Annotated in this window: 17 protein-coding genes, 1 tRNA gene, 2 rRNA genes and 1 other annotated feature; of the genes, 8 read left to right on the top strand and 12 right to left on the bottom strand. The window is 55.2% G+C overall.

Annotation, left to right across the window (positions count from 1 at the left end; genetic code table 11):
- Positions 1-90: 90 nt before the first annotated feature.
- The 6 genes from KHA73_RS03940 to rluD form a co-directional block, all read right to left on the bottom strand.
- Positions 91-2,999 (bottom strand): 23S ribosomal RNA (locus KHA73_RS03940).
- A 234-nt stretch (positions 3,000-3,233) separates the two neighbouring features.
- Positions 3,234-3,309: transfer RNA gene (locus KHA73_RS03935), tRNA-Glu, on the bottom strand.
- Between the two features lie 142 nt (positions 3,310-3,451).
- Positions 3,452-4,992 (bottom strand): 16S ribosomal RNA (locus KHA73_RS03930).
- Together the 16S and 23S rRNA genes with 1 tRNA gene alongside form the textbook arrangement of a ribosomal RNA operon.
- 542 nt (positions 4,993-5,534) lie before the next feature.
- Positions 5,535-8,108 (bottom strand): ATP-dependent chaperone ClpB, encoded by a 2,574-nt coding sequence (gene clpB, locus KHA73_RS03925; RefSeq protein ID WP_234589130.1) that lies wholly within the window; start codon positions 8,106-8,108, stop codon positions 5,535-5,537.
- A gap of 131 nt (positions 8,109-8,239) precedes the next feature.
- Positions 8,240-8,971 carry a purine nucleoside phosphorylase YfiH gene (gene yfiH / locus KHA73_RS03920; protein ID WP_234589128.1) on the bottom strand — a complete coding sequence of 244 codons (732 nt, stop codon included), beginning with the start codon at positions 8,969-8,971 and terminating at the stop codon, positions 8,240-8,242.
- On the bottom strand, positions 8,971-9,948 hold the full coding sequence (gene rluD, locus KHA73_RS03915; protein ID WP_234589127.1) for a 23S rRNA pseudouridine(1911/1915/1917) synthase RluD: 978 nt from the start codon (positions 9,946-9,948) through the stop codon (positions 8,971-8,973). Before rluD ends, yfiH begins: the two co-directional genes overlap by 1 nt.
- Before the next feature lie 131 nt (positions 9,949-10,079).
- On the opposite strand from rluD, the gene bamD reads away from it, so the two are divergent.
- The 4 genes from bamD to pheA all read left to right on the top strand — a co-directional run bounded on the left by bamD (position 10,080) and on the right by pheA (position 12,911).
- Positions 10,080-10,811 (top strand): outer membrane protein assembly factor BamD, encoded by a 732-nt coding sequence (gene bamD / locus KHA73_RS03910; RefSeq protein WP_234589125.1) that lies wholly within the window; start codon positions 10,080-10,082, stop codon positions 10,809-10,811.
- A 311-nt stretch (positions 10,812-11,122) separates the two neighbouring features.
- Positions 11,123-11,464, top strand: coding sequence for a ribosome-associated translation inhibitor RaiA (raiA, locus tag KHA73_RS03905; protein ID WP_234589123.1), 342 nt, complete (start codon positions 11,123-11,125; stop codon positions 11,462-11,464).
- Positions 11,465-11,584: 120 nt separating this feature from the next.
- Positions 11,585-11,711, top strand: a sequence feature (Phe leader region).
- A complete protein-coding gene (pheL, locus tag KHA73_RS03900; RefSeq protein ID WP_103946649.1) occupies positions 11,586-11,633 on the top strand; it encodes a pheA operon leader peptide PheL in 48 nt (15 codons plus the stop codon). Its footprint overlaps the feature before it by 48 nt.
- A gap of 42 nt (positions 11,712-11,753) precedes the next feature.
- A complete protein-coding gene (gene pheA, locus KHA73_RS03895) occupies positions 11,754-12,911 on the top strand; it encodes a bifunctional chorismate mutase/prephenate dehydratase (protein ID WP_234589121.1) in 1,158 nt (385 codons plus the stop codon).
- Between the two features lie 39 nt (positions 12,912-12,950).
- On the opposite strand, the gene tyrA is transcribed toward pheA, so the two are convergent.
- Positions 12,951-14,072, bottom strand: a complete 1,122-nt coding sequence (gene tyrA / locus KHA73_RS03890; RefSeq protein ID WP_234589119.1) for a bifunctional chorismate mutase/prephenate dehydrogenase — start codon at positions 14,070-14,072, stop codon at positions 12,951-12,953.
- A gap of 6 nt (positions 14,073-14,078) precedes the next feature.
- Positions 14,079-15,152 carry a 3-deoxy-7-phosphoheptulonate synthase gene (locus tag KHA73_RS03885; protein ID WP_234589109.1) on the bottom strand — a complete coding sequence of 358 codons (1,074 nt, stop codon included), beginning with the start codon at positions 15,150-15,152 and terminating at the stop codon, positions 14,079-14,081.
- Between the two features lie 558 nt (positions 15,153-15,710).
- Between KHA73_RS03885 and KHA73_RS03880 the strand changes: the two genes are divergently transcribed.
- The 4 genes from KHA73_RS03880 to KHA73_RS03865 all read left to right on the top strand — a co-directional run bounded on the left by KHA73_RS03880 (position 15,711) and on the right by KHA73_RS03865 (position 17,748).
- The gene (locus KHA73_RS03880) at positions 15,711-16,475 is read left to right on the top strand and encodes a DUF481 domain-containing protein (protein WP_234589107.1); all 765 of its coding nucleotides are present in this window, start codon (positions 15,711-15,713) and stop codon (positions 16,473-16,475) included.
- Positions 16,476-16,732: 257 nt separating this feature from the next.
- Positions 16,733-16,954 (top strand): HP1 family phage holin, encoded by a 222-nt coding sequence (locus tag KHA73_RS03875; protein WP_234589105.1) that lies wholly within the window; start codon positions 16,733-16,735, stop codon positions 16,952-16,954.
- A complete protein-coding gene (locus KHA73_RS03870) occupies positions 16,938-17,453 on the top strand; it encodes a lysozyme (RefSeq protein WP_234589103.1) in 516 nt (171 codons plus the stop codon). Before KHA73_RS03875 ends, KHA73_RS03870 begins: the two co-directional genes overlap by 17 nt.
- A 76-nt stretch (positions 17,454-17,529) precedes the next feature.
- Entirely contained in the window at positions 17,530-17,748 is a 219-nt protein-coding gene (locus KHA73_RS03865) for a DNA-binding transcriptional regulator (protein ID WP_234589101.1), read from the top strand.
- 126 nt (positions 17,749-17,874) lie between these two features.
- Here KHA73_RS03865 and rplS read toward each other — a convergent pair whose 3' ends face one another.
- From rplS to rpsP, 4 genes are read right to left on the bottom strand one after another with little or no spacing between them, the layout of a single operon-like run.
- Positions 17,875-18,231, bottom strand: a complete 357-nt coding sequence (gene rplS, locus KHA73_RS03860) for a 50S ribosomal protein L19 (protein WP_061795059.1) — start codon at positions 18,229-18,231, stop codon at positions 17,875-17,877.
- A gap of 49 nt (positions 18,232-18,280) precedes the next feature.
- Positions 18,281-19,048 (bottom strand): tRNA (guanosine(37)-N1)-methyltransferase TrmD, encoded by a 768-nt coding sequence (gene trmD / locus KHA73_RS03855; protein WP_004932485.1) that lies wholly within the window; start codon positions 19,046-19,048, stop codon positions 18,281-18,283.
- Positions 19,049-19,100: 52 nt separating this feature from the next.
- Positions 19,101-19,649: a ribosome maturation factor RimM gene (gene rimM / locus KHA73_RS03850; protein ID WP_234589099.1), complete on the bottom strand. Its 549-nt coding sequence runs from the start codon at positions 19,647-19,649 to the stop codon at positions 19,101-19,103.
- An 18-nt stretch (positions 19,650-19,667) separates the two neighbouring features.
- Positions 19,668-19,916 carry a 30S ribosomal protein S16 gene (rpsP, locus tag KHA73_RS03845; RefSeq protein ID WP_234589097.1) on the bottom strand — a complete coding sequence of 83 codons (249 nt, stop codon included), beginning with the start codon at positions 19,914-19,916 and terminating at the stop codon, positions 19,668-19,670.
- Positions 19,917-20,048 lie beyond the last annotated feature (132 nt).

The raw sequence follows: 20,048 nt of genomic DNA, 5'->3' as shown, positions 1-20,048 counted from the left end.
TCATCCTGATACTCACCCCTACGGGGCCGTCGCAAGCGACGTTCAAAATCGTTCCCGACGATTTTGTCTCTAAAACACCTTCGGTGTTGTAAGGTTAAGCCTCACGGATCATTAGTACTGGTTAGCTCAATGCATCGCTGCACTTACACACCCAGCCTATCAACGTCTTAGTCTTAAACGTTCCTTCAGGGGCCTTAAAGGCCCAGGGAAGACTCATCTCGAGGCAAGTTTCGCGCTTAGATGCTTTCAGCGCTTATCTTTTCCGCACTTAGCTACCGGGCAGTGCCATTGGCATGACAACCCGAACACCAGTGGTGCGTTCACTCCGGTCCTCTCGTACTAGGAGCAACCCCTCTCAATCTTCCAACGCCCACGGCAGATAGGGACCGAACTGTCTCACGACGTTCTAAACCCAGCTCGCGTACCACTTTAAATGGCGAACAGCCATACCCTTGGGACCTACTTCAGCCCCAGGATGTGATGAGCCGACATCGAGGTGCCAAACACCGCCGTCGATATGAACTCTTGGGCGGTATCAGCCTGTTATCCCCGGAGTACCTTTTATCCGTTGAGCGATGGCCCTTCCATTCAGAACCACCGGATCACTAAGACCTACTTTCGTACCTGCTCGAGCCGTCACTCTCGCAGTCAAGCTAGCTTATGCCTTTGCACTAACCTCACGATGTCCGACCGTGATTAGCTAACCTTCGTGCTCCTCCGTTACTCTTTGGGAGGAGACCGCCCCAGTCAAACTACCCACCAGACACTGTCCTCACCCCGGATTACGGGGCCGAGTTAGAACATCAAACATTAAAGGGTGGTATTTCAAGGTTGGCTCCACGCAGACTGGCGTCCACGCTTCAAAGCCTCCCACCTATCCTACACATCAAGGCTCAATGTTCAGTGTCAAGCTATAGTAAAGGTTCACGGGGTCTTTCCGTCTTGCCGCGGGTACACTGCATCTTCACAGCGAGTTCAATTTCACTGAGTCTCGGGTGGAGACAGCCTGGCCATCATTACGCCATTCGTGCAGGTCGGAACTTACCCGACAAGGAATTTCGCTACCTTAGGACCGTTATAGTTACGGCCGCCGTTTACTGGGGCTTCGATCAAGAGCTTCGCCTTGCGGCTGACCCCATCAATTAACCTTCCAGCACCGGGCAGGCGTCACACCGTATACGTCCACTTTCGTGTTTGCACAGTGCTGTGTTTTTATTAAACAGTTGCAGCCAGCTGGTATCTGCGACTGGCTTCAGCTCCATCCGCAAGGGACTTCACCTACGCGCCAGCGTGCCTTCTCCCGAAGTTACGGCACCATTTTGCCTAGTTCCTTCACCCGAGTTCTCTCAAGCGCCTTGGTATTCTCTACCTGACCACCTGTGTCGGTTTGGGGTACGATTCTGTGTTACCTGATGCTTAGAGGCTTTTCCTGGAAGCTTGGCATCAACTACTTCTGCACCGTGGTGCATCGTCATCACGCCTCAGGGTTGAATAAGCAACCGGATTTACCGGGTCACTCCCCCTACACGCTTAAACCGGGACAACCGTCGCCCGGCTAGCCTAGCCTTCTCCGTCCCCCCTTCGCAGTAACACCGAGTACAGGAATATTAACCTGTTTCCCATCGACTACGCCTTTCGGCCTCGCCTTAGGGGTCGACTCACCCTGCCCCGATTAACGTTGGACAGGAACCCTTGGTCTTCCGGCGAGCGGGCTTTTCACCCGCTTTATCGTTACTTATGTCAGCATTCGCACTTCTGATACCTCCAGCAACCCTCACAGGCCACCTTCAACGGCTTACAGAACGCTCCCCTACCCAACAACGCCTAAGCGTCGCTGCCGCAGCTTCGGTGCATGGTTTAGCCCCGTTACATCTTCCGCGCAGGCCGACTCGACCAGTGAGCTATTACGCTTTCTTTAAATGATGGCTGCTTCTAAGCCAACATCCTGGCTGTCTATGCCTTCCCACATCGTTTCCCACTTAACCATGACTTTGGGACCTTAGCTGGCGGTCTGGGTTGTTTCCCTCTTCACGACGGACGTTAGCACCCGCCGTGTGTCTCCCGTGATAACATTCTTCGGTATTCGGAGTTTGCATCGGTTTGGTAAGCCGGGATGGCCCCCTAGCCGAAACAGTGCTCTACCCCCGAAGATGAGTTCACGAGGCGCTACCTAAATAGCTTTCGGGGAGAACCAGCTATCTCCCGGTTTGATTGGCCTTTCACCCCCAGCCACAAGTCATCCGCTAATTTTTCAACATTAGTCGGTTCGGTCCTCCAGTTAGTGTTACCCAACCTTCAACCTGCCCATGGCTAGATCACCGGGTTTCGGGTCTATACCTTGCAACTATTCGCCCAGTTAAGACTCGGTTTCCCTACGGCTCCCCTATACGGTTAACCTTGCTACAAAATATAAGTCGCTGACCCATTATACAAAAGGTACGCAGTCACACCACGAAGGTGCTCCCACTGCTTGTACGTACACGGTTTCAGGTTCTATTTCACTCCCCTCGCCGGGGTTCTTTTCGCCTTTCCCTCACGGTACTGGTTCACTATCGGTCAGTCAGGAGTATTTAGCCTTGGAGGATGGTCCCCCCATATTCAGACAGGATGTCACGTGTCCCGCCCTACTCATCGAACTCACAGTCAATGCATTTTAGTGTACGGGGCTATCACCCTTTACTGCGCGACTTTCCAGACGCTTCCACTAACACAAGAACTGATTCAGGTTCTGGGCTCCTCCCCGTTCGCTCGCCGCTACTGGGGGAATCTCGGTTGATTTCTTTTCCTCGGGGTACTTAGATGTTTCAGTTCCCCCGGTTCGCCTCGTTAAGCTATGTATTCACTTAACGATAGTGCAACGAATTGCACTGGGTTTCCCCATTCGGGTATCGCCGGTTATAACGGTTCATATCACCTTACCGACGCTTTTCGCAGATTAGCACGCCCTTCATCGCCTCTGACTGCCTAGGCATCCACCGTGTACGCTTAGTCACTTAACCTCACAACCCGAAGATGTTTCCATCGTTCGTGCTGCAAACATTTGAGAGACTCTATGACAGGTTACTCTTTATCCCAGTACATCTACGGAGGGATAAATTTCAGCCGTCATGTTTCAATTTTCAGCTTGTTCCAGATTGTTAAAGAGCAATATCTTAAACACGACTCGCAAGAGTCATCTTTAAGATTTTAGGTTACGAATAACCGGTGATAATGTCTTTCACTCATTATCGGAATGGCGTCCCCAAGGGGATTCGAACCCCTGTTACAGCCGTGAAAGGGCAGTGTCCTAGGCCTCTAGACGATGGGGACACAAAATCCGATTAAACCAGGGTTTAACCGTTTCTCGTATCAGCATGAGTCGCAGACTCATTACATCAACAGGTAGCGCTTTGCTCGTTACTTTCTATCAGACAATCTGTGTGAGCACTTCACTCGAATCAATATCATTAGGTAAGGAGGTGATCCAACCGCAGGTTCCCCTACGGTTACCTTGTTACGACTTCACCCCAGTCATGAATCACAAAGTGGTAAGCGCCCTCCCGAAGGTTAAGCTACCTACTTCTTTTGCAACCCACTCCCATGGTGTGACGGGCGGTGTGTACAAGGCCCGGGAACGTATTCACCGTAGCATTCTGATCTACGATTACTAGCGATTCCGACTTCATGGAGTCGAGTTGCAGACTCCAATCCGGACTACGACGTACTTTATGAGGTCCGCTTACTCTCGCGAGCTCGCTTCTCTTTGTATACGCCATTGTAGCACGTGTGTAGCCCTACTCGTAAGGGCCATGATGACTTGACGTCATCCCCACCTTCCTCCGGTTTATCACCGGCAGTCTCCTTTGAGTTCCCGACCGAATCGCTGGCAACAAAGGATAAGGGTTGCGCTCGTTGCGGGACTTAACCCAACATTTCACAACACGAGCTGACGACAGCCATGCAGCACCTGTCTCAGAGTTCCCGAAGGCACCAATCCATCTCTGGAAAGTTCTCTGGATGTCAAGAGTAGGTAAGGTTCTTCGCGTTGCATCGAATTAAACCACATGCTCCACCGCTTGTGCGGGCCCCCGTCAATTCATTTGAGTTTTAACCTTGCGGCCGTACTCCCCAGGCGGTCGATTTAACGCGTTAGCTCCGGAAGCCACGCCTCAAGGGCACAACCTCCAAATCGACATCGTTTACAGCGTGGACTACCAGGGTATCTAATCCTGTTTGCTCCCCACGCTTTCGCACCTGAGCGTCAGTCTTCGTCCAGGGGGCCGCCTTCGCCACCGGTATTCCTCCAGATCTCTACGCATTTCACCGCTACACCTGGAATTCTACCCCCTCTACGAGACTCTAGCTTGCCAGTTTCAAATGCAGTTCCCACGTTAAGCGCGGGGATTTCACATCTGACTTAACAAACCGCCTGCGTGCGCTTTACGCCCAGTAATTCCGATTAACGCTTGCACCCTCCGTATTACCGCGGCTGCTGGCACGGAGTTAGCCGGTGCTTCTTCTGCGAGTAACGTCAATGCAATGCCGTATTAAGACACTACCCTTCCTCCTCGCTGAAAGTGCTTTACAACCCGAAGGCCTTCTTCACACACGCGGCATGGCTGCATCAGGCTTGCGCCCATTGTGCAATATTCCCCACTGCTGCCTCCCGTAGGAGTCTGGACCGTGTCTCAGTTCCAGTGTGGCTGGTCATCCTCTCAGACCAGCTAGGGATCGTCGCCTAGGTGAGCCATTACCCCACCTACTAGCTAATCCCATCTGGGCACATCTGATGGCGTGAGGCCCGAAGGTCCCCCACTTTGGTCCGTAGACGTTATGCGGTATTAGCTACCGTTTCCAGTAGTTATCCCCCTCCATCAGGCAGTTTCCCAGACATTACTCACCCGTCCGCCGCTCGTCACCCAGGGAGCAAGCTCCCCCGTGCTACCGCTCGACTTGCATGTGTTAGGCCTGCCGCCAGCGTTCAATCTGAGCCATGATCAAACTCTTCAATTAAAAGCTTGATTTGCTTCAACTCGTGAAGCGATGCTCAAAGGTTACTGCATGAATTTTACTTCAGTTAGTCACTCTTCAAGACTTGATATTTTTTCGCATCCGAAGATGCTGGATATCGTCTTGTGGAGTGCCCACACAGATTGTCTGATAAATTGTTAAAGAGCGTTGGTTACTGAGAGATAACTCTCGGTAACGCGGGAGGTGCATATTACGCTTTCCCGCTGAAGAGTCAAGCTTTTTTCTTATTAAGAAACGGTGTTTTCACCGGCTTGCTTCTTCCTGACTGGGCGACGTGTTTGTCGTTGTTCCCGGTCAGTGGAGGCGCATTATAGGGAGTTCTCCGAAGGCCGCAACCCCTAAATGCAAAAAACTTTTCAAGCGCTCAAATAACCACCAATAACGCCATTTTAGGATATTTATTAGCCAGAAAAACGGCTTTTGGTCACGGCCAGAGCGTCAAACTCGGTAAACCCAACACCATAGAGACAAAGAAAGGGAGCGGTTGCCCGCTCCCTTTTTCTCTTTATTACTCTTAAACGCCGTTACTGACGGGCAACGATGTGCTCGCCTTCCACGTCCAGCGTGACCGGCAACCCTGGGACCAGCTTGCCGGACAGGATTTCCTGCGCCAGCGGGTTTTCGATCTCCTGCTGGATGGCGCGTTTCAATGGACGCGCACCATAGACAGGGTCGAAACCGGTTTTACCCAACAGCTCCAACGCCGGCTCGGTCATGGTGACTTCGTAACCGCGCTCTTCCAAACGTTTATACAGACGCGCCAGCTGAATCTTGGCGATCTCGGCAATGTGTTTCTGGCCGAGTGGGTGGAACACCACCACCTCATCTATACGGTTGATGAATTCCGGACGGAAGTGATGGCTCACCATTTCCATGACGGATTCTTTCATCTGCGCGTAGTTCATCTGGCCGAAGTGCTCCTGGATCAGATCCGAGCCCAGGTTCGAGGTCATGATCACCACGGTATTGCGGAAATCGACGGTACGGCCCTGGCCATCGGTCAGACGCCCGTCATCCAATACCTGCAGCAGAATGTTGAACACGTCCGGGTGCGCTTTCTCTACCTCATCCAGCAGGATCACCGAATAAGGTCTGCGGCGCACCGCTTCGGTCAGGTAACCGCCCTCTTCATAGCCGACATAGCCTGGAGGTGCGCCCACCAGCCGCGATACCGAGTGTTTCTCCATAAACTCGGACATGTCGATGCGCACCATGGCGTCGTCGCTGTCGAACAGGAACGAAGCCAGCGCCTTGCAAAGCTCGGTTTTCCCCACCCCGGTAGGGCCGAGGAACAGGAAAGAACCGATCGGCCGGTTCGGATCGGAAAGCCCGGCGCGGCTGCGGCGAATCGCATTGGATACCGCGCTGACCGCTTCATCCTGGCCTATCACCCGTGAATGCAGCTCTTGCTCCAGGCGCAGCAGCTTATCGCGCTCGCCCTCCAGCATTCTGGCTACCGGAATACCGGTGGCGCGCGCCAGCACCTCGGCGATCTCCGCATCGGTGACCCGGTTGCGCAGCAGCTTCATGGTTTTGCCTTCGGCCTGGGTAGCGGCTTCGAGCTGTTTCTCCAGTTCAGGGATTTTGCCGTACTGCAGCTCGGACATTCGCCCCAGATCGCCGGTACGGCGCGCCTGCTCGAGGGTTATCTTGGCCTGCTCAAGTTCGGCCTTGATATTCTGGGTGCCGGAGAGCGAGGCTTTTTCGGCTTTCCACTCTTCTTCCAGCTCAGAATATTCGCGTTCTTTCTGCTCCAGCTCGCTGCTGAGCATTTCCAGACGTTTCTTGCTGGCGTCATCCGACTCTTTATTCAGCGCCTGCTGTTCCAGCTTCAGCTGAATGATGCGGCGCTCCAGGCGATCGAGCGATTCCGGCTTGGAGTCCATCTGCATGCGAATGCTGGACGCCGCTTCGTCGATCAGGTCGATAGCCTTGTCCGGCAGCTGACGATCGGAAATATAACGGTGCGACAGGGTCGCCGCCGCCACGATAGCCGGGTCGGTGATCTGCACGTGGTGGTGCAGCTCATAGCGTTCTTTCAGGCCGCGCAGAATGGCGATGGTGTCCTCAACGCTCGGCTCCGCAACAAACACTTTCTGGAAACGACGTTCGAGCGCCGCATCCTTCTCTATATATTGACGGTATTCATCCAACGTGGTGGCGCCAACGCAGTGCAGTTCCCCGCGCGCCAGCGCAGGTTTCAGCATGTTGCCGGCGTCCATGGCGCCGTCGGCCTTGCCTGCGCCCACCATGGTGTGCAGTTCGTCGATGAACAGGATCACGCTGCCTTCCTGTTTCGCCAGGTCGCTCAGCACGCCTTTCAGACGCTCTTCAAACTCACCGCGGTATTTGGCGCCGGCGATCAGCGCGCCCATATCGAGCGACAACACGCGCTTGTGTTTCAGCCCTTCCGGCACTTCGCCATTAATGATGCGCTGCGCCAGGCCTTCGACGATGGCGGTTTTACCCACGCCGGGTTCGCCGATCAGCACCGGGTTGTTTTTGGTGCGGCGTTGCAGCACCTGGATGGTGCGGCGGATTTCTTCGTCACGGCCGATAACCGGGTCAAGTTTGCCCTGCTCGGCGCGCTCGGTCAGGTCGATGGTATATTTCTTCAATGCCTGACGTTGGTCTTCAGCACCCTGATCTTCCACGCTGTCACCGCCTCTCATTTGTTCAATGGCTTTGCTGATTTTGTCGGCTGTCGCACCGGCCGCTTTCAGCAGGTCGGTCAAATTACCGCGGTCTTCAAGCACCGCGAGGACGAACAGCTCGGAAGAAATGAATTTGTCCGCGCGTTTCTGTGCCAGCTTGTCGCACAGATTCAGTACGCGCACCAGCTCGTGGGACGGTTGAACGTCGCCACCGGTGCCCTCGACCTGAGGTAAACGGGACAGCGCCTGTTCGATTTCGGTGCGTACGCGCCCGGCATCGATACCGGCGGAAGTTAACAGTGGGCGAACCGTGCCCCCTTCCTGATTGAGCAGGGCGCTCATCAGATGTAACGGTTCAATAAATTGGTTGTCGTGCCCAAGGGCTAAAGATTGGGCATCGGCGAGGGCAAGCTGGAATTTGTTGGTAAGACGATCCAGACGCATAACACCTCCAAGATGGGTCGAAATTGCTACTGGAGATTAAATGAGGTCATCCCTCAAATTTTCAAGGTTATTTCGACTCTAAATTTTCGGTACTGCCATCATGCGTCGTTGGACCGTCCTAATTCAATAGGTTATATCAGCCAGATTAAACTTGCCATACGTCCGGTTATTCCATCGCGCCGATAGGAGAAAAAATGACTCTTTTCGCTAACCGTGCAGCGCTCACCGCCGTAAACAGCATGAATGCCGGCGCGCTGCAGGCGCTGGCGGGCCAATAAATAGATATCCGCCAGAAATTTATCGCCGTGAGGCATAAAAGCGGCGGCGGCGGCGCGGTCCGCCGCGACAAAGGCGGCACGCACCTCCGGCCCCACTTCAAACTGCTGCGGGCCAATCGCCGGCCCCAGCCAGACGCTGATGGCGCCCGCCGGCGCCGTAAACGCCGCGACGGTCTGTTCCAGCACACCGTTGCACAACCCACGCCAGCCGGCATGGGCAGCGGCCACTTCGTCTCCGGCCTGCGAGCAGAACAGCACCGGCAGGCAATCCGCCGTCATCACCGCGCACACCTGCCCCGGCAGGTTGCTGTATACCGCATCGGCGCGCAGATCGGCCGGGGTTTCCCCTTCCAGCCGCACTACGCGGGTGCCGTGCACCTGATCCAACCACGCCGGCATCTGCGGCAAACCTGCGCCCGCCACCAGCGCTTCGCGATTGCGCGCCACCGCCTGCGCCTCGTCCCCGACGTGGGTCCCGAGGTTCAGCGAATGGTAAGGCGGCAGGCTGACGCCGCCGTGACGGGTGGTACTGCAGGCGTTAACCCCCGCAGGCAACGGCCAGTCGGGCAGAATGAGCGACGTCATTACCAGTCCATCTGATCTTTGAACTCTTCGGTATCAGCCTTCAGCGCGTTGATCAGATCGACCATATCCTGCGGCAGCGGCGCATGCCACTCCATCTGAATACCGCTGATCGGATGGTACAAACGCAGCATGGTGGCGTGCAACGCCTGGCGGTCGAAGCCGCGCAGCGTATTGATGAAGGCTTCCGATGCGCCTTTTGGCGGGCGCGGGCGGCCGCCGTACAGCGGATCGCCCACCAGCGGGTGGCTAATGTACGACATATGCACGCGGATCTGGTGGGTGCGGCCGGTCTCCAGGCGCAGGCGCAGGCGGGTATGGGCGCGGAAGTGCTCCATGATGCGGTAGTGGGTCACCGCCGGTTTGCCCATCGGGTGAACGGCCATATGGGTGCGCTTGGTGGAGTGGCGAGAGATAGGCTCCTCCACCGTGCCGCCGGCGGTCATGGTGCCAATCGCCACCGCTTCGTATTCACGGGTGATTTCGCGCGCCTGCAGCGCTTCCACCAGCCGGGTTTGCGCCGGCACAGTTTTCGCCACCACCATCAGGCCGGTGGTGTCTTTGTCCAGACGGTGCACGATGCCGGCGCGCGGCACATCGGCGATTTCCGGGTAGTAGTGCAGCAACGCGTTGAGCACCGTGCCGTCCGGGTTGCCGGCGCCGGGGTGCACCACCAAACCGCGCGGCTTGTTGATCACCAGAATGTCGCTGTCTTCATAGACGATATCCAGCGCGATGTCCTGCGGTTCCCAACGGGCGTCTTCTTCTATCTGTGCATCAATGGCGACCGTCTCTCCCCCCAGCACCTTCTCTTTCGGCTTGTTTGACGTTTTGCCATTGACCAGCACCCGATCTTCCAGGATCCACTCTTTTATGCGAGATCGTGAATAATCAGGGAACAATTCGGCCAAAGCCTGATCTAAACGTTGTCCGAGTTGAGATTCGGCCACCGTTGCGGTGAGTTGTACTTGTTGTGCCATATGCAGCTTCTTCGTTAACGTTGGGTTTTCACGGCGATGCCGTTTAATATAATGTGCTATTGTACCTGGTCTTTGTCGGGAGCTTAACGGACAGTCTCCCGGAATAACACCCTGAGGATAATCAAAACGTCATGACGCGTATGAAATATCTGGTGGCGGCAGCCACGTTGAGCCTGGCGCTGGCAGGTTGCTCCACATCCAAGGATGCGGTTCCCGACAACCCACCTTCGGAAATCTATGCTACTGCCCAGCAAAAGCTGCAGGACGGTAACTTTAAGGGCGCGATTACGCAACTCGAAGCGTTAGATAACCGCTATCCTTTCGGGCCGTACTCTCAGCAGGTTCAGCTGGATCTGATTTATGCCTACTATAAATCTGCCGATTTACCGCTGGCTCAGGCGTCTATCGATCGCTTCATGCGTTTGAACCCGACGCACCCGAACATCGATTACGTGATGTACATGCGTGGTCTGACCGATATGGCGCTGGATGACAGTGCGTTGCAGGGCTTCTTCGGGGTCGACCGTTCAGACCGCGATCCACAGCACGCCCGCGCCGCGTTCCGCGACTTCAGCCAGCTGATTCAGCAGTATCCGAACAGCCAGTACGTGACCGACGCCAACAAGCGTTTGGTGTACCTGAAAGACCGCCTGGCCAAGTATGAGCTTTCGGTGGTGGAATACTACACTAAACGCGGGGCTTACGTCGCGGTCGTTAATCGCGCCGAGCAGATGTTGCGTGAATATCCGGACACCAAGGCGACGCGTGACGCACTGCCGCTGATGGAAAATGCTTACAAGCAGCTGCAACTGAACGGCCAGGCCGACAAAGTGGCCAAAGTGATCGCCGCCAACCCGCAATAACCGGGCCGGCAACGGCAAGAAAACAAAACGGCAGCCTCGGCTGCCGTTTTCATTGGCGCTGACGCTGTTTTTTACTGGGAAAATACACAAGAAAAAACACGGTGTTAGCAACACTGCAACGCCGGTCAACCTATCGATAATGCGCCATCCGGCGACAAGACTCAAGCCCTAGATGGCCGATTCAGATGCTGAATCACAGATTGAACTAACTTTGCAAAAAGTGACAAAAAAACGTGATTTTCATCACGCATTTAAGCAAAAAGCGGGGTATGCTGGGTTCACCAAGACGGAAAGACAGAGAGGTAAGTTATATGACATTGAACATTACCAGCAAACAAATGGATATCACTCCCGCAATCCGCAGCCACGTCGAAGACCGTCTCACCAAACTGGAAAAATGGCAGGCCCAGCTAATTAACCCGCATATCGTTTTGTCCAAAGAACCTAAAGGGTTTGTGGCCGACGCCACCATCACCACACCTAACGGCCCGCTGGTCGCCAGCGCCAAACATGATGACATGTATACCGCCGTTAACGATCTGATCGCCAAGCTGGAGCGTCAGTTGAACAAGGTGCAACACAAGGGTGAAGCGCGCCGCGCTGCCGCCAGCGTGAAAGACATCGTTCCGGAAGTGTCGCCGGAAGAGGAATAACCGTTTAACGGCTGTTTCGCATCAAACGCGCCCGAGGGCGCGTTTTTTGTCTGGTTTTTTGTTGACGGGGTAAAAGCCAGCGGTTACTTTAAAACCTCTTCGCACCGACGTTGGATGAGACATGACGCGCACCCCGTTCTTCTTCGCATTCTTTTTTACCTTCCCCTGATTGGGAGGCGTTTCGTCGTGTGATAAAGAATGCGAAGACGAACAGCAAAGCCTCCTGGAAACAGGGGGCTTTTTTTATGGCTATTTTACAACGTATAAAAACAGAAGGCGGAAGCTGATTATGACTGACAACCCGTTACTGGTGCTGCGCGAACGCATCAGCGCCCTGGACCTGAAGCTGCTGGCTCTGCTGGCGGAACGCCGTGAGCTGGCGGTGGAAGTAGGTAAAACCAAGCTGCATTCTCACCGGCCGATCCGCGATAAAGAGCGCGAACGCGACCTGCTCGATGCGCTGATCGCCGCCGCCAAGCCTTATGACCTCGACGGTTTCTACATCACCCGCCTGTTCCAGTTGATTATCGAAGATTCGGTGCTGACCCAGCAGGCGCTGCTGCAACACCAGCTCAACCCCATCAGCCAGCATTCCGCCCGCATTGCCTTCCTGGGGCCAAAAGGTTCCTACTCGCACCTGGCGGCGCGCCAATACGCCGCCCGCCACTTCGATCAACTGATCGAGTGTGGCTGCCAGAAGTTTCAGGATATCTTCGCCCAGGTGGAAACCGGCCAGGCGGATTACGCCATTTTGCCGATCGAAAACACCAGTTCCGGCTCGATTAACGACGTCTACGATCTGCTGCAGCACACCAGCTTGTCGATCGTCGGCGAGCTGACCAACCCGATCAACCACTGCGTATTGGTGGCCGGCGACAGCGATCTGAGCCAGATAGAGATAGTCTACAGCCACCCGCAGCCGTTCCAGCAGTGCAGCCAGTTCATCAACCGCTACCCGCACTGGAAAATCGAATACACCGAAAGCACCGCCGCAGCGATGGAAAAAGTCGCCAAGCTGAACTCGCCGAAAGCGGCGGCATTGGGCAGCGAAGCCGGCGGCGCGCTGTATGGCCTGCAGGTGTTGGAACACAACCTGGCCAACCAGCAGCAGAACATCACCCGTTTTATCGTGCTGGCGCGCAAAGCGATTGAGGTTTCCGAACAGGTGCCGGCCAAAACCACGCTGATCATGGCCACCGGCCAGCAGTCGGGCGCTCTGGTTGAAGCGCTGCTGGTACTGCGCGACAACGGCATCATCATGACCAAGCTGGAATCGCGGCCAATCAACGGTAACCCGTGGGAAGAGATGTTTTATATTGACGTGCAGGCTAACCTGCGCTCCGAAGCGATGCAAAAAGCGCTGCGGGATCTGGCGAACATTACCCGCTCGTTGAAAGTGCTGGGCTGTTACCCAAGCGACACCGTAGTGCCGGTCAATCCATCCTGAAGCCATGAAAAAGGGTTCGGCATTGCCGAACCCCGTGTCTCATTGCCGACTGTCGTTGGCCTGCCGCAACAGCGTGCGGCTCTCCACCAGGAAGCGCTGGGCGTAATCGCCGAACCAGTGCTCCACCTTCTGGAAGCTCTGGATGAACGCCTGTTTGTCGCCGTGCTCCAGCAGCTTTATCGCTTCGCCGAAACGCTGATAGTAGCGTTTGATCAGCGCGATGTTCTCTTCCGAAGACATGATGATATCGGCGTACAGCTGCGGATCCTGCGCGAACAGCCGGCCGACCATCGCCAGCTCCAGCCGGTAGATGGGGGAAGACAGCGCCAGCAGCTGTTCCAGCTGAACGTTCTCCTCCGCCAGATGCAGGCCGTAGGCAAAGGTCGCGAAATGGCGCAGCGCCTGAATAAAAGCCATATTCTGGTCGTGCTCCACCGCGCTGATGCGGTGCAAACGAGCGCCCCACACCTGCAGCTGCTCCAGCAACCACTGGTAAGCCTCCGGTTGCCGCCCGTCGCAATAGACCACTACCTGCTTGGCTACGCTGCCTACGTCCGGGCCGAACATCGGGTGCAAACCGAGCACCGGGCCGCCGTGCGCCGCCAGCATCGCGTTCAGCGGGCGGTTCTTTACCGAGGCCAAATCCACCAAAATACAGTCGTCCGGCAACGGCGGCAGGCGGCTAATCACCTGCTCGGTCACATGGATAGGCACGCTGACAATCACCATGCCGGCATCCGCCAGCAGCTGCTCCGCCTGCGGCCAGTCTTCCTGATCCAACACCTTGACCCGGTAGCCGGAGAGCGTCAACAGGCGATTGAACAACCGCCCCATTTGCCCGTTGCCGCCGATAATAACGATCGGCCGCAGCCCAGGGCACAGGGTTTTAAAGCCTTTATCATTCTCACTGACGTAAGATTCGCGCATTACGCGGCGCAGCACGTCTTCGATCAGGTCCGGCGGCACGCCGAGGTTTTCCGCCTCTTTACGGCGCGAGGCCAGCATCGCCGCCTCACGCTCAGGCACATAAACCGGCAGCCCGTGCCGGCTTTTCACCTCACCGACCTCCGCCACCAGATGCAGGCGTTTCGCCAGCAGATCCAGCAGCGCTTTGTCTACCTCGTCGATTTGATCGCGCAACGCGGTCAGTTCAGCCACCATAACTCACTACTCTCCAGTGCGGGCCGTCAGCACAGCGCCAAGTTCCTGGTGCATATGGCGCAGCAGGGTTTCCGTGCTCTCCCAGTTGATGCAGGCGTCGGTGACGGAGACGCCGTAACGCATATCCGCACGCGGCTGCTCGGAAGACTGATTGCCTTCGTGCAGATGGCTTTCCAGCATGATGCCGGTGATAGAACGGTTGCCCGCTTTGATCTGCTCAACCACGGACTCGGCAACCGCCGGCTGACGGCGATAATCTTTATTCGAGTTGCCATGGCTGCAATCTATCATCAAGGAGGGGTGGAGTCCCGCGTCCAGCATCTGTTTTTCGCAGGCGGCGACATCTTCCGCGCTGTAGTTCGGCGTCTTGCCGCCGCGCAAGATCACATGGCCATCCGGGTTGCCTTGGGTTTGCAGCAGGCAGACCTGCCCCGCCTGGTTAATGCCGACAAAGCGGTGCGGCATAGCGGCGGCGCGCATGGCATTGATAGCGGTGCCCAGGCTGCCGTCGGTGCCGTTTTTGAAACCGACCGGCATCGACAAGCCCGAGGCCATCTCGCGGTGCGTCTGCGACTCGGTGGTGCGTGCGCCGATCGCCGACCAGCTGAACAGATCCCCGAGGTATTGCGGGCTGTTCGGATCCAGAGCTTCGGTCGCCAGCGGCAGCCCCATGCCCACCAGGTCCAACAGCAGGCGGCGCGCAATGTGCAAACCTGCTTCAACGTCAAACGAACCATCCATGTACGGATCGTTGATCAAACCTTTCCAGCCGACAGTGGTTCTGGGTTTCTCAAAATAAACGCGCATAACGATATACAGCTGATCGCTCAATTCAGCCGCCAGGGTTTTCAAATGACGGGCGTAATCCAGCGCCGCATCCGGATCGTGGATGGAACAAGGCCCGCACACCACCAGCAGGCGGTGATCGCGCCCCTGCAGAATATCAGCGATGGTTTTGCGCGCGGTGGCGATTTCATTTTCATCGTCGGCGCTGAGCGGGAACTGGTTTTTCAGCTCTTCCGGGGTGATCAAAACCTGTTCTGCACTGATATGTACGTTATTGAGCGCGTCTTTTTGCATGATGCTATTCCTGTCGTTTGCCGTTATGCGTTGAAATGGAACATTGAGCGTTTCAGAGCACCACCTTACCATGTGATGTAAAGATTTCAATCCGAAATGCGTAAATAAAATATTACCACCCGGTAGCCCAGACTGAATCCATACCATGAATTGGCATAAATTAAAAACCAACTAACTGATAATAAGGTATATTTTACCTCAATCATGCCGATTGAAATCTTACCATTTCTGGGTTTTTCGGTTTCGAAAAATCAGCCGATATCGTAAATATTAATTTACAATCAATTTTACAGGCAACCGGAGATGCCACCCCGGCGAGCGAACAGGCGCAAATTGATCTGTTGCCGGCAGGCGACACTCGGCCAGAATCCCCCATAAAAATCTAGGGGTACTCAGCATGATATGCCGCCGGAAGCGGTTAATTAAGTAGAAGAAAAATGTATAAGTGCAGTGGTGAAATTAAAAACTTAAGCTAATCGAGGCTATTTTTGTCGCACTGGCGAACCGATATAATGTGATCGTTATCACCAATAATCACTCTTAACAACTGGATCCAAAATGCTCTCTTTACGCGCCCGCCGCGCCATTCCACTGTATATTTGCTGCTTGACGACCTTCACCAGTGCTTCAGCCTTGGCCGACAATACGCTTTTCACCGCGATGGACGATCCGGCCACCGCCAAAAAGCCGTTTGAAGGCAACGTTCAAGCGGGTTACAACGCCCAGTCCGGCAACTCGCAGAGCTCTACCCTGCTGGCCAACACCAACATGACCTGGTTCAATAGCGACGCGGCGTACAGCCTATGGGGGGCGGCCAACAACACCACTTCCTCCAACGTGCGCTCATCCGAAAAATACCAGGCCGGCGGCCGCACCCGCTACAACCTGACCGACCGTAACTACCTGTTCGGCCAGGCCAGCTGGCTGAGCGATCGTTTCAACGGCTACGACTCCCGCTCCACGCTGACCGGCGGTTACGGTCGCCAAATCCTGAACGGGCCGCTCAGCGACCTGCGGGTGGAATTTGGCCCGGGGGTTCGTCACGATGAATACCACGGCGGCGGCCGCGCCACCAAAGCGCTGGCCTACGGTGCAGCCAACTATGCGTATCAGCTGACCGACAACACGAAATTCACCCAGGGCGTTTCTGCGCTGGCGAACGAAGACGTCACGCTGAACTCGGAAACGGCCCTGAACGTAGCAATCAACGAAAAGTTCTCGCTGCGCGTGGCTTACACCGTAACCTACAACAGCGAACCGCCGGCATCGGCGCCTAAAAGCACCGATACCACGACCTCGGTGACGCTGGTCTACGGCCTGTAACTCCCCCTTCTTACTCCTAAGCCCATCACTGATGGGCTTTTTTTATGCCTGCCGCTCACCTTTTATACATTTTGCTAAAAATATTCATCGCGCTATTGACGACTTTAGCAAATAGCTTAATACTGTATGCATATACAGTAATTATTGCATGAGAGTGGAGCATGAAAGATTTCTATATCACAGAGCCTGCATCTCCGTTTCTTGCCAACGGCGTTCCGCCAACCGGGACGCAAGACGAACAAGAGAGAGCGTGAGCCATGGAAAAAGTCACCTCATTCATTACTTATGCCATGGCGCTGTTTCTTGCCTGGCTTGGCAAGCTTTCCCCCCAGGACATCGCTTTTCTGGTTGGGGCGGCGGTGGGTATTGGCACCTTCCTGGTGAATTGGTACTACCGGCGAAAAAGCCTGCAGGTATTGAAGTCCATAGAGCGCGATGCGGCATCCAGGAGGAGAATTTACGATGAATGCAATCGTTAAACGCTGCAGCGTCACCGCCGTTCTGGCGATCGCCATGCTGCTGCCGCAATTTGACGAGCTTAAAACTTCTGAATCAGGCCTCCGGCTGATCGCCGATCTGGAAGGGTGTCGGCTTTCCCCCTACCAATGCAGCGCCGGTGTCTGGACACAGGGCATCGGGCATACCGCCGGCGTAACGCCTGGCGAGCCCATCAGTGAACAGAGAGCCGCGGCGGATTTAGTCAGCGATATTCGCCGCACCGAGCAGGGTATGGCGGCCTGCCTGCCACAGGCGTTGCCGCAGGAGATTTATGATACGGCGATCGCCTTTGCCTTCAACGTGGGCGTCAAGGCGGCCTGTGATTCTACGCTGGCCTACTTTCTTCGGCAGCATCAATGGCGACAAGCATGCGATCAATTGCCGCGCTGGATTTACGTCAAGGGTAAGGCAAACAAGGGACTGGAGCGACGACGGTCGGCCGAACGCGCACTGTGCCTGAAAGGTATCGGAGCCGCATGATGAAGAAGACACTCATTCACTTTATCGCAGGCCCATGCCGAACCAACTTTCACTTAATTTGTTCAAGGGGGTTTTTATGATGCACTGTCCACTCTGCGGCAACGTGGCCCACACTCGCTCCAGCCGTTACCTGAGCGAGTCGACCAAGGAACGTTACCATCAATGCCAGAACATTAACTGCAGCTGCACTTTCGCCACGCACGAGTCCGTCGCGCGGGTGATTGTCAAACCGGGGGACATCATTCCGGCACAGCCGCACCCGGAGAAAGCCAAGCAGCACACCGCGGCGTTGTGAGCAAAAATAGCCTGCGCAAGCGGGCTTTTTTACGCCCGCAGGCAGCAGGCAGACCGGCCTCGAGGCATAAAAAAGGGGTTGGCACAGTGCCAACCCCTTCATAGCTATTAACTTTTGGATGCAGCGTTAGCCTACGCGGTTCAGGCGCTCTTTGATACGAGCAGCCTTACCAGTACGCTCACGCAGGTAGTACAGTTTGGCTTTACGAACGGCACCACGACGTTTAACAGTAATGCTGTCGATTACTGGGGAGTGAGTCTGGAATACGCGCTCAACACCTTCGCCGTTGGAAATCTTACGAACAGTGAATGCAGAGTGCAGACCGCGGTTACGGATAGCGATAACCACGCCCTCGAATGCCTGCAGACGTTTTTTGCTGCCTTCAACGACCCATACCTTAACTTCCAGGGAATCACCTGGACGGAATGCAGGTACGTCTTGCTTCATCTGCTCTTGTTCGAGTTGCTTAATAATGTTGCTCATAATATGTCTCTTACCCTAGGTAAACTGATTATATCGGTCTCGTCTGATGTCAGACGTTCCCTTCATAGTCCTGTTGCCTGGCCTGATGTTCCCGTTGGAACTCAGCCAGCAACACCGCTTGCTCGTCAGTCAGAGCTAGGCTTTCTAGAAGTTCAGGTCTTCTAAGCCAGGTACGGCCCAGCGACTGCTTTAAGCGCCAGCGACGTATCTCGGCATGGTTGCCCGACAGCAGAACCGGCGGAACCTCCATCCCTTCCAACACCTCGGGGCGGGTATAGTGCGGGCAGTCCAGCAATCCGTCGGCGAAAGAGTCTTCTTCCGCTGAGGCCTGATGGCCCAGCACACCCGGTATGAATCGGGCGACTGAATCAATCAGAGTCATTGCCGGCAGTTCCCCGCCGCTGAGAACGTAATCGCCGATTGACCATTCTTCGTCAATTTCGGTTTGGATCACGCGCTCGTCTATCCCTTCGTAACGACCGCACACCAGAATCATCTTCTGATTGGCCGCCAGTTCGCACACGCCGGTTTGATCCAGCTTGCGCCCCTGAGGCGACAGATAAATCACCTTTGCTCCCTCGCCTGCCGCTGCTTTCGCTGCATGAATGGCTTCCCGCAAGGGTTGCACCATCATCAGCATTCCCGGGCCGCCGCCGTATGGGCGATCGTCCACGGTACGATGCCGGTCGTAGGTGAAGTCACGCGGACTCCAACACTGCACGCTCAGCAGGCCATTTTTTACTGCCCGGCCCGTCACTCCGTAATCGGTGATTGCGCGGAACATCTCAGGAAACAGGCTTACAATACCAATGAACACAAGCCAATCCCCATACTGTTATTCCACTTGCTTCGACCGTCTGATCCGGAGATCAAAAACCAGGATCCCAATCTGCTTCGATGATTCGAGCAGCGAGATCGACTTTCTTGATAACCTGCCCATGAAGAAACGGAATCAACCGCTCCTTCATGCCGAACGCATCTTTCAGGTTCGCTTTCACAACCATCACATCGTTCGAACCGGTTTCCATCATATCGACGACTTTACCCAGTTCGTAACCGGCGGTGGTGACTACCTGGCAGCCCATCAGGTCTTTCCAGTAGTAATCATCACCCTCCAGCGGAGGAAGTTGCTCAGAATCCACCATAATCTCGCGATTAGTCAGCAGATTCGCCGCGTCCCGATCGTCAATGCCTTTGACCTTGATGATCAGATCCTGACTGTGGCGCTTCCAGTCTTCCAACTCGACAAGCTGCCACTGACCCGCCTGCTGGATAAACCAGGGCTGATAGTCAAAAATGCTTTCGGCGTTCTCGGTGGATGAAAACACTCTGAGCCAACCACGAATGCCGTAAGTAGACCCCATTTTACCGAGTACAATCGGCTGCTTAGGTGCTACCGGTTTGAGTTGCTTGCTCATTGCCACCACCGCGACAGATTAAGCTGCTTTCTTAGCGTCTTTGATCAGCGCGTGAACGCGATCAGAAACGGTTGCACCCAGACCGACCCAGTGTGCGATGCGGTCCAGGTCCAGACGCAGTGCTTCAGCCTGACCAGAAGCGATCGGGTTGAAGAAGCCTACGCGCTCGATGAAACGACCATCACGAGCGTTGCGGCTGTCGGTCACTACTACTTGATAGAACGGACGCTTTTTAGCGCCGCCACGTGCCAAACGAATTGTTACCATAACATCCTCTTTAGTTAATAAAACAGCCGGGCCCCATTGAGGGACGGGGCCCGGTTGCAATATAAAAAGCCCGAAAATTTTACTCATTTTGGCGCAAAAAGCAATCTAAAGCGTAGATCGCGATGGACAACT

The sequence above is a fragment of the Serratia entomophila genome, from assembly GCF_021462285.1.
Lineage (GTDB): Bacteria > Pseudomonadota > Gammaproteobacteria > Enterobacterales > Enterobacteriaceae > Serratia > Serratia entomophila.
The sequence above is the reverse complement of the archived record's forward strand: the minus strand, read 5'-3'. Positions and strand labels throughout refer to the sequence as shown.

Bases quoted from the DNA above. Each gene is read 5' to 3' on its own strand.
- KHA73_RS03885 (WP_234589109.1), bottom strand. From the start codon at position 15,152: ATGCAAAAAGACGCGCTCAATAACGTACATATCAGTGCAGAACAGGTT.
- rimM (WP_234589099.1), bottom strand. From the start codon at position 19,649: ATGAGCAAGCAACTCAAACCGGTAGCACCTAAGCAGCCGATTGTACTC.
- rplS (WP_061795059.1), bottom strand. From the start codon at position 18,231: ATGAGCAACATTATTAAGCAACTCGAACAAGAGCAGATGAAGCAAGAC.
- KHA73_RS03865 (WP_234589101.1), top strand. From the start codon at position 17,530: ATGATGCACTGTCCACTCTGCGGCAACGTGGCCCACACTCGCTCCAGC.
- tyrA (WP_234589119.1), bottom strand. From the start codon at position 14,072: ATGGTGGCTGAACTGACCGCGTTGCGCGATCAAATCGACGAGGTAGAC.
- KHA73_RS03870 (WP_234589103.1), top strand. From the start codon at position 16,938: ATGAATGCAATCGTTAAACGCTGCAGCGTCACCGCCGTTCTGGCGATC.
- rpsP (WP_234589097.1), bottom strand. From the start codon at position 19,916: ATGGTAACAATTCGTTTGGCACGTGGCGGCGCTAAAAAGCGTCCGTTC.
- pheA (WP_234589121.1), top strand. From the start codon at position 11,754: ATGACTGACAACCCGTTACTGGTGCTGCGCGAACGCATCAGCGCCCTG.
- bamD (WP_234589125.1), top strand. From the start codon at position 10,080: ATGACGCGTATGAAATATCTGGTGGCGGCAGCCACGTTGAGCCTGGCG.
- raiA (WP_234589123.1), top strand. From the start codon at position 11,123: ATGACATTGAACATTACCAGCAAACAAATGGATATCACTCCCGCAATC.
- KHA73_RS03875 (WP_234589105.1), top strand. From the start codon at position 16,733: ATGGAAAAAGTCACCTCATTCATTACTTATGCCATGGCGCTGTTTCTT.
- KHA73_RS03880 (WP_234589107.1), top strand. From the start codon at position 15,711: ATGCTCTCTTTACGCGCCCGCCGCGCCATTCCACTGTATATTTGCTGC.
- clpB (WP_234589130.1), bottom strand. From the start codon at position 8,108: ATGCGTCTGGATCGTCTTACCAACAAATTCCAGCTTGCCCTCGCCGAT.
- rluD (WP_234589127.1), bottom strand. From the start codon at position 9,948: ATGGCACAACAAGTACAACTCACCGCAACGGTGGCCGAATCTCAACTC.
- yfiH (WP_234589128.1), bottom strand. From the start codon at position 8,971: ATGACGTCGCTCATTCTGCCCGACTGGCCGTTGCCTGCGGGGGTTAAC.